This is a genomic window from Pelomonas sp. KK5, from assembly GCF_001984095.1.
Lineage (GTDB): Bacteria > Pseudomonadota > Gammaproteobacteria > Burkholderiales > Burkholderiaceae_C > KK5.
On sequence record NZ_LYVQ01000277.1, the window covers coordinates 1 to 7,465 of the forward strand.

Annotated in this window: 8 protein-coding genes and 1 pseudogene; all 9 read right to left on the reverse strand. The window is 71.7% G+C overall.

Features of this window, described 5'->3' with window-relative positions:
- On the reverse strand, positions 1-378 hold a 378-nt coding region (locus tag B0W88_RS27805; RefSeq protein ID WP_144007010.1), incomplete at its 3' end, for a biotin/lipoyl-binding protein.
- Positions 375-575, reverse strand: coding sequence for a DUF1656 domain-containing protein (locus B0W88_RS27810; RefSeq protein WP_077037810.1), 201 nt, complete (start codon positions 573-575; stop codon positions 375-377). The genes B0W88_RS27810 and B0W88_RS27805, both read right to left, overlap by 4 nt.
- A complete protein-coding gene (locus tag B0W88_RS27815) occupies positions 565-2,613 on the reverse strand; it encodes an FUSC family protein (RefSeq protein ID WP_077037811.1) in 2,049 nt (682 codons plus the stop codon). The genes B0W88_RS27810 and B0W88_RS27815 overlap by 11 nt, the downstream gene beginning before the upstream one ends.
- Positions 2,610-3,548: a LysR family transcriptional regulator gene (locus tag B0W88_RS27820; RefSeq protein ID WP_077037812.1), complete on the reverse strand. Its 939-nt coding sequence runs from the start codon at positions 3,546-3,548 to the stop codon at positions 2,610-2,612. The genes B0W88_RS27815 and B0W88_RS27820 overlap by 4 nt, the downstream gene beginning before the upstream one ends.
- A 149-nt stretch (positions 3,549-3,697) precedes the next feature.
- Positions 3,698-4,312: a LysE family translocator gene (locus B0W88_RS27825; RefSeq protein ID WP_077037813.1), complete on the reverse strand. Its 615-nt coding sequence runs from the start codon at positions 4,310-4,312 to the stop codon at positions 3,698-3,700.
- 24 nt (positions 4,313-4,336) lie between these two features.
- Positions 4,337-5,152: an AraC family transcriptional regulator gene (locus B0W88_RS27830; RefSeq protein WP_083749117.1), complete on the reverse strand. Its 816-nt coding sequence runs from the start codon at positions 5,150-5,152 to the stop codon at positions 4,337-4,339.
- A 7-nt stretch (positions 5,153-5,159) separates the two neighbouring features.
- Positions 5,160-5,549, reverse strand: a complete 390-nt coding sequence (locus tag B0W88_RS27835; RefSeq protein ID WP_077037814.1) for a VOC family protein — start codon at positions 5,547-5,549, stop codon at positions 5,160-5,162.
- 25 nt (positions 5,550-5,574) lie between these two features.
- Complete coding sequence (locus B0W88_RS27840; protein ID WP_077037815.1) at positions 5,575-7,131, reverse strand: methyl-accepting chemotaxis protein; 1,557 nt, start codon at positions 7,129-7,131, stop codon at positions 5,575-5,577.
- 68 nt (positions 7,132-7,199) lie between these two features.
- Positions 7,200-7,465: pseudogene (locus tag B0W88_RS33885) on the reverse strand (formimidoylglutamate deiminase); the annotation flags it as partial.

Consider the following 7,465-nt stretch of genomic DNA (forward strand, 5'->3'; position numbering starts at 1 on the left):
GGCCAGCAGCGCGCGCTGGTTGTCCAGCCCGGCGGCCGACTGAGCCAGCGCCGCGCGGCTCTGCGCGTGGGCGGCACGGGCCTGGGCCAGGGCCAGCTCGTAGCGGGCCGGGTCGATGCGGAACAGCAGCTCGCCGGCCTTGACGGCCTGGTTGTCGTGCACGTTCACCGCGGTGACCAGGCCGGACACGTCGGGCGAGACCTGCAGCACGTCGGCGCGCAGGTGGGCATCGCGGGTCCAGGGGTCGTCGGCATAGCGGGCGAAGACCTCGCGGCCGGCCAGCGCCGCCAGCGCGGCGACGGCCAGCGTCAGCGCCAGCGGGGCCAGGCGCGCGGCCAGTGCAGCTAATGAGTTACTCGAGCGGTTCTTGGTCTTCATGATTTGGTGGCCAGGACGATGGCCCACAGCGCGATCACATAGAGCGCGAGGTTGAACAGCGAGCGGTGCCAGACCCAGCGGTACAGGCCGGCGCGGCCGAGCAGCCAGCGCAGGCCGGCCGTCGCGGCCCAGGCCGCCAGCAGCGGCAGCGCCAGCGCGGGCAGGTAGATGCCGTAGAGGGTCAGGTCACCGATCATTCTTGGAAATCTCCGGGGTCGCGAGCGCCAGGCGCAGTTCGGCCAGCGCGAGCAGCGTGTCGGGCGCCGTGGCGCTGGCGGCGATGGCTGCCTCGATGCGCCGGCGCAGCAGCGGGCCGGCCGGCAGCGGCTGGTCCAGCGGCAGGCGGCGCCGCCGCCGGTAGTGCAGGGCCAGCGCGTCGAGCACGGCCTGCACGCGGCGGGCGGCTTCGGGCGCGAGCCCTGCCCGCTCGCGCTGCAGCAGCATCGCGCTGAAGCCCACGCGCAACTCGGCCAGGCCGTCGGTGCCCTGCGCGCCGCTGCTGGCGGCCAGGCGCGGCATCAGCTGGCCGAGCCGGTCGATCATGCGCGAGCTCAGCACCTGTTCGTCGCCGTGGCGGCCGGCTGCGGTCTCGGCCAGGTCGCGCCAGCTGGCGTGCAGCAGCCGGGTGAGGCTCAGCCGCGCGCCGAAGGGCCGGGTCAGCAGCGTCCACACCAGCGCCAGCAGGCTGCCGGCGATGCTGGCCACGCTGCTGTTGACGAAGGCGGAGAAGTCCGCGCTGTAGGCATCGGTCAGGCCCAGGCCGGTGGCCAGCGTGACGGTCAGGCCCATCGCCAGCACCGCGAAGGCAGGCCGCGTGACCAGGGTGCCGATAAACAGGAAGATCGGCGCCAGCAGCAGCATCAGCGTCTCGAACTCGTGCGCCGCCGGCATCACCAGGAACAGCAGCACCAGGCCCAGCAACAGGCACACGGTGTTGACGTGGAAGAAGGTGCGCTGCGCCGGGGCGGGCTCGTCCTGCGCGGCGAAGAAGCAGGAGCAGACGGCGCACATGATCACCGCGCCGGCGCCGTCGCTCCAGCCGCTGAAGATCCAGACCAGGCAGGCGATGAAGGTCACCGCGCTGACCGAGGCCGCCGAGAACAGCTGCATGCCGTGGTCATGATGGCGCAGCTCGGGGGTGAAGCTCCAGCGCTCGTAGGCGGGCGTCCAGCGCGGATCGAAGCGGCCCGCGGCCATCATGCGCTGAAGCGCGCGGCAGTCGCTCCACAGCTGCACCAGGCCTTCGAGCCGGCGCAGCGCATGGCGGCGCAGCAGTGGCGGATGGTCCTCGGCAGCGGCCTGCAGTCGCTCCAGCAGGCGCGCGGCGATGGCTTCGTCTTCATCGGACGCGGGGGCATCGATCCAGTCGGCGATCGCATCGATCGCGGCGGCCAGCGCCGGCGTCGTCGCGCCCGCCCGGCGCAGCGCGCCCATCGCGGCGCTCAGCGAGGACAGCGTGGGCAGCAGCAGGCCCAGGCGCATGCGCAGCTCGCGGGCGATGCGCACGACCTCGGCGCTGTCGGCGTCGTGGCGGAGGTGGCTGATGAACTGGTCCAGCGCCAGCACGTCGGCGGCCAGGCGGTGGCTGCCGGCCAGGCTCTTCGCATCGCGCGGCTGGCCGTGGGCCTCGCTGCGCAGCAGGCCGGTGGCCCAGCGAGCGGCGTCGTCCAGCCAGGCGGCGAAGCGCTGCTCCAGCACCGGCGCCGCCCGCCCGGGCATCAGCAGGGCCGAGACCAGGCCGGCGCAGGCGATGCCCAGCACGATCTCCTCGGTGCGCGCCACCGCGAAGGGGAAGGCCTGGTCCGGCGCCTGCACCATCGGCAGCGCGATCATCGGCAGCGTGTAGGCCGACAGCATGTAGACGTAGTTACTGGGCAGCCGGTCCAGGAAGGACAGGTAGAGCAGCGTGCCGGTCCAGATGGAGACCACCGCGCTGAACACGACCGGCATGTCCACCAGCAGTGGCAGCAGCAGCACCGCGGCGCTGGCGCCGATCAGCGTGCCCAGCACCCGGTACAGGCCCTTGGAGCGGGTGGCGCCGGTCAGCGGATGCGAGACCACGTAGACCGCGGCGAAGGCCCAGTAGGGCCGCGGCAGGCCGGCCGCCAGCGCCAGCCAGAAGGCCAGCATCGCGGCGAGGAAGGTGCGGGCCGAGAACAGCCACTCGCGGGCGGTGGGCAGGTGGGCGAGCGCGCGGTCCAGGCGCGGGAACGGCGATGCGGCGGCGCTGCTCATTGGGAGCCCGCCAGCCACGGATCGCGGTCGTCGTCGGGGAAGACCTCGAGGAGGAAGTCGATGAAGGCGCGGGTCTTGGCGGGCAGGTACTTGCGCGAGGGCATGGCCGCGTAGATCGCCATCTGGAACACATGCCAGCCGGGCAGCACCCGCTCCAGCCGCCGCTCGGTGATCGCCTGCGCCACCGCGTAGCTGGGCATCGCGGCGATGCACAGGCCGGCGATGGTGGCGGCCATCGTCACTTCCATCTGCGAGGTGGCCAGCGGTGAATGCAGCGGCGTGAAGGTGTAGGGCTTGAGCTCGGGCGGCATGCCGCGGTCCGGATGCAGCGTCAGGTCTTGCGCCAGCGGCGCGGTCAGCATCTCGTGCTCGTCGCGCAGCTGCTCGGGCGCGGTGGGCCGGCCGTGGCGGGCCAGGTAGGCCGGCGAGGCACACAGCACCACATGCGCGCGGGCGAGGCGCCGGGCGACGAAGTCCCCGCTCTCGATCGAATCGCCGCGGGCGGTGATCAGGCTCACGTCGAAACCCTCGTCCAGCGACTCGACCGGCCCCGGCGCCGACAGCCCCACCGTCAGCTTCGGATAGCGGCGCCGGAAACCGGTCAGCAGCGGCGCCAGCTGGTAGGTGGCGAAGGCCGGCGGCGCCAGCACCTTCAGGTGCCCGCTGAGCGAGCGGCTGGCCGAGCGCACCGAGGCCTCGGCCTCTTCCAGGTCGGACAGGATGCGGCGCACCTGCTCCAGGTATTCCTCGCCGGCCTCGGTCAGCACCAGGCGCCGCGTCGTGCGGTTGATCAGCCGCGCGCCGACATGGGCTTCCAGGTCGTTGATCAGCCGGGTGACCACCGAGGGCGAGAGGTTCATCTCGCGCGCCGCCGCGGCAAAACCCTGCCGGTCGATCACGCGGCAGAAAACTTGCAGGCTGTGGAGGCGGTCCATGGGGTGTTGCGGCTGAGGTCGGGTCCTGCCGGCCAGCATTGCCGCTCAGGCAATGACGAACGGTACAGCCGCAACTCTAGGGTTTACCCGCTGCCAAGCCAATCCGGCCGGAGGCAATGAATCATTGCTGATACAGCAAGAATCGCTGTTCAGGGGCGAACAATCGCCAGCTTCAGCCCGAGGCCCACGAAGGCCGCGGCGAAGCCCCGGCGCAGCCAGCGCAGCACGCCCTCCCGCGCCAGCACCCGCTCGCGCAGCGCGGCAGCGAACACGCCGTAGACCGCGAACACCGCGAAGGTCATCGCCATGAAGACGCCCGAGAGCTGCAGCATCAGCAGCGCCGGCCGGGCCTCGTCGCGGGCGATGAACTGCGGCAGGAAGGCGAGGAAGAAGATCGACAGCTTGGGGTTCAGCACGTTCACCAGGATGGCGTGGCGGATCGCCTGGCCGTCGGAGCGCGGCGCGCCCTCTGTGGTGTCGACCTTCAGCGGGCCGCCGGCGCGCAGCGTGGCCCAGGCCATCCACAGCAGGTAGGCGACGCCGAGCACCTTGATCGCCTGAAAGGCCAGCGCGCTGGCATGCAGCAGCGCGGCCAGGCCGGTGATGGCCGCCAGCATGTGCGGCACGATGCCCAGCGTGCAGCCGAAGGCCGTCACCACCGAGGCGCGGGCGCCGCGCGACAGGCCGGCGGCGATGGTGACCAGGGCGCCGGTGCCGGGCGAGGCGACGACGATCAGCGAGGTGAGGAGGAAGTCGGGGCTCATGGGGCCATGCTCGGCCCGTGCCCCTCAGCCCGTCTTGAACGAAATTGCAGCCGCCCAGGCCCCGGGGGCGAAGCCGAAGCTGCGGGTGAACAAGCGCGTCATGTGGCTCTGGTCGGCAAAGCCGCTGTCGGCCGCGGCATGGGCCAGGTCGTGGCCCGCGGCGATCAGCGCCCGGGCGCGGTGCAGGCGGCGCTGCATCAGGTAGGCATGCGGCGTGAGGCCGGTGGCGGCGGCGAAGCCGCGCAGCAGCTGCCAGCGGCTCAGGCCGGCCTCGCGGGCCAGTTCGGCGAGGGTGAGGGCGGCGGCGGGCTCGTCGTCGATACGCGAGCGGGCGGCGGCGATGCCGGGCGCTTCATCGGCGCGCGGCACTTGCCGCTGGCGCTTCAGCAGCCCGGCCAGCAACAGCAGCAGCTGCTGTTCGGCGCCCAGCGCATCCTCGCCGGTCATCGCGCTGAACACCGAGGGAAACAGCCGCGCCAGCCGTATATCGCGAAAGGCCGGATCGTGGAACTCGAAACCGGCGCGGCCGATGTCCTGCGCCAGCTCGTCAACCAGCGCCGGCGCCAGGTAGAGCATGCGCCAGGCACGGCCGGCCGCATCGATCGGCAGACCGTCATGCACCTCGCCGGGGTTGACGGTGAGCAGGTCGCCCGCGCCGGCCTCGACCGGCCCGCGCCCGCTGGCCGAGCGCTGCGCACCCCGCATGATCAGGCCGATGCCGAACTCGTCATGCACATGGCGGCCGAAGGCCCGGGCGGTGTCGGCCACGACGGCTTCGACGCCGGCGCGGCAGCAGGGCAGCGGGCGGATCGGGGCAGGTGCGGGGCGCGGCGCTTTCACCGGCCCATCATGCCTGCTCGGGCAGGTCCTCGTGCAGGCAGAGGAAGTTGCCCTCCGGGTCCTTGAACCAGGCCGCCTTCTCCGAACCGAGCACGCAGACGTGGTCGATCGTCTTGAAGTCCGGGAAGTCGTAGTCCTCGAAAACGACGCCCCTGCCCTTCAGCGACGCGATGCTGGCGGCGATGTCGTCCACGCGGAAGCTGATCGCGGTGTGGTCGGCCTTGGTCCCTTCCGGCTTCGGGAACAGCGCCAGCGTGCTGCCGCCGACGCTGTAGACGAACTTGCCGTCAGGCTTGAAGCCGCCGGGTTCCAGGCCCAGGCAGCCCTCGTAGAAGGCGCGTGCGCGGGCGATGTCCTTGACCGGCAGCATGGTGGTGACGGAGGCGTGGGTCAGCATGGCAACTCCTTTCGCGTCGGGCGGCTCAGCCCAGCTTGAACACGGCCACCGATTTCGACAAGGCGTCGGCCTGATCCTGCAGGCTCTGCGCCGCCGCGGCGGACTGCTCCACCAGCGCCGCGTTCTGCTGGGTCATCTGGTCCAGGTTGGCGATGGCCTGGCCGACCTGGTTGATGCCGGTGCTCTGCTCGGACGAGGCGTGGCTGATCTCGCCGACGATGCCGCTGACCCGCTCGATCGCCTTGACGATGTCCTGCATCGTCGCGCCGGCGCGCTGCACCAGCTGGGCGCCGGTGTCCACGTTCTCGCCGCTGGCGGTGATCAGCTCCTTGATCTCGCGCGCGGCCTGCGCGCTGCGCTGGGCCAGCGTGCGCACCTCGCCGGCCACGACCGCGAAGCCGCGGCCCTGCTCGCCGGCGCGCGCCGCTTCCACGGCCGCATTGAGCGCGAGGATGTTGGTCTGGAAGGCGATGCCGTCGATGGTGCCGATGATGTCGCCGATGCGCGAGGAGGAGGCGCTGATGCGGCCCATCGTGTCCACCACCTCGCCCACCACGTTGCCGCCGCGCTGCGCCACCGCCGCCGCGTCGCGCGCCAGCGCGCTGGCCTGCCGTGCGGCCTCGGCGTTATGGGTGACGCTGGCGGTCAGCTGCTCCATCGCCGAGGCGGTCTCCTCGAGGTTGGAGGCCGCCTGCTCGGTGCGCATGCTCAGGTCCTGGGCGCCGGTGGCCACCTCGGCCGAGGCGGTGGCGATGCTGTCGGTGGCGCCGCGCACGCTGCTGACCACGCCGGCCAGCGAAGCCTGCATCGCCTGCACGCCACGCATCATCGCCGCGGTCTCGTCGGTGCCGTCCACCTCCACCGGCCGGCTCAGGTCGTGGCCCGCGATGCGCCCCGCATGCTCCACCGCTCCCTGCAGCGGCTGCAGGATCGAGCGGATGTTGAAGAAGGTGTAGGTGCCGATGATCAGCACCGCCAGGCTCATCACCAGGGCCAGCGACCAGCGGATCCGGCGTTCGTCCGCGGCCAGCGCCTGGACCTGGTCGGCCGAGTGCCGGTCGATCAGCTCGGTCATCGTGCCCAGGGTCTGGTCCATCGCCCGCACCGGCGCCTTCAGCGGCTCCATGGACTTGTTGGCGGCGGCCGTGTCCGGGAACTCGCCGGCCACGATGCGCCCGGCGATCGACTCGTAGCCGCTGCGGTACTGCTGCAGCGCCGTCATCATCTCCGCCGGGAGCTTGCGCACGTCCTCGGGGATGTCCAGCTTCTCGATCGCCGCCAGGCCCTTGGCGACCTTGCCGTAGGTCTCGGTCCAGTCGGCGCGGTACTTCTCGACGGCCTTGGCATCGGCCAGGTTGATCAGCGTGTCCTTCTCGTAGCGGCGCAGGTTGCCGACGCCGGCACGCACGCCGGCCAGTTGGGTCAGCGACTCGACGTCGTTGTCCACATAGTGGGTCAGGTTCGCCTTGGCCCGGGCCAGGCTCATCAGCCCGTAGCCGCCGATCACGAGCATGCTGGCGATGGCCAGCGCCGCGAGCGCGTAGAGCCGCGCCCGAATGCTGTAGCTGCGCAAGGTCAACATCCGACCGCCCTCTTCGGAAAACGACAGTGCTCCCCTGCGCTGAGCCTAACAGTTAGGCTCGACGGAGACTAGCACCAGAGCTGGTGCATCAAGGCCGCGAACTCGGCGCCGATGGCTGCCTCCCGCGCATGCCGCCCCTGGCTGAGCACCTGGCGCCCAGCGACGAAGACATCGCGCAAGGCCTGGCCCTGGGTGGCGAAGACCAGGCCGTCCAGCAGGTGCCCGGCAGGCAGGCCGCGCAAGCCGTCGGCATGCTCGTCCAGCACCAGGAAGTCCGCGCGGGCGCCGACCTCCAGCCCCCAGCCCTCGCCCTGCCCGGCAGGTGCGGCGCTGC

What these genes read in the sequence shown, in the direction of transcription:
- B0W88_RS27835 (WP_077037814.1), bottom strand. Translation starts at nt 5,549, where the DNA reads ATGCTGACCCACGCCTCCGTCACCACCATGCTGCCGGTCAAGGACATC.
- B0W88_RS27840 (WP_077037815.1), bottom strand. Translation starts at nt 7,131, where the DNA reads ATGTTGACCTTGCGCAGCTACAGCATTCGGGCGCGGCTCTACGCGCTC.
- B0W88_RS27810 (WP_077037810.1), bottom strand. Translation starts at nt 575, where the DNA reads ATGATCGGTGACCTGACCCTCTACGGCATCTACCTGCCCGCGCTGGCG.
- B0W88_RS27815 (WP_077037811.1), bottom strand. Translation starts at nt 2,613, where the DNA reads ATGAGCAGCGCCGCCGCATCGCCGTTCCCGCGCCTGGACCGCGCGCTC.
- B0W88_RS27820 (WP_077037812.1), bottom strand. Translation starts at nt 3,548, where the DNA reads ATGGACCGCCTCCACAGCCTGCAAGTTTTCTGCCGCGTGATCGACCGG.
- B0W88_RS27825 (WP_077037813.1), bottom strand. Translation starts at nt 4,312, where the DNA reads ATGAGCCCCGACTTCCTCCTCACCTCGCTGATCGTCGTCGCCTCGCCC.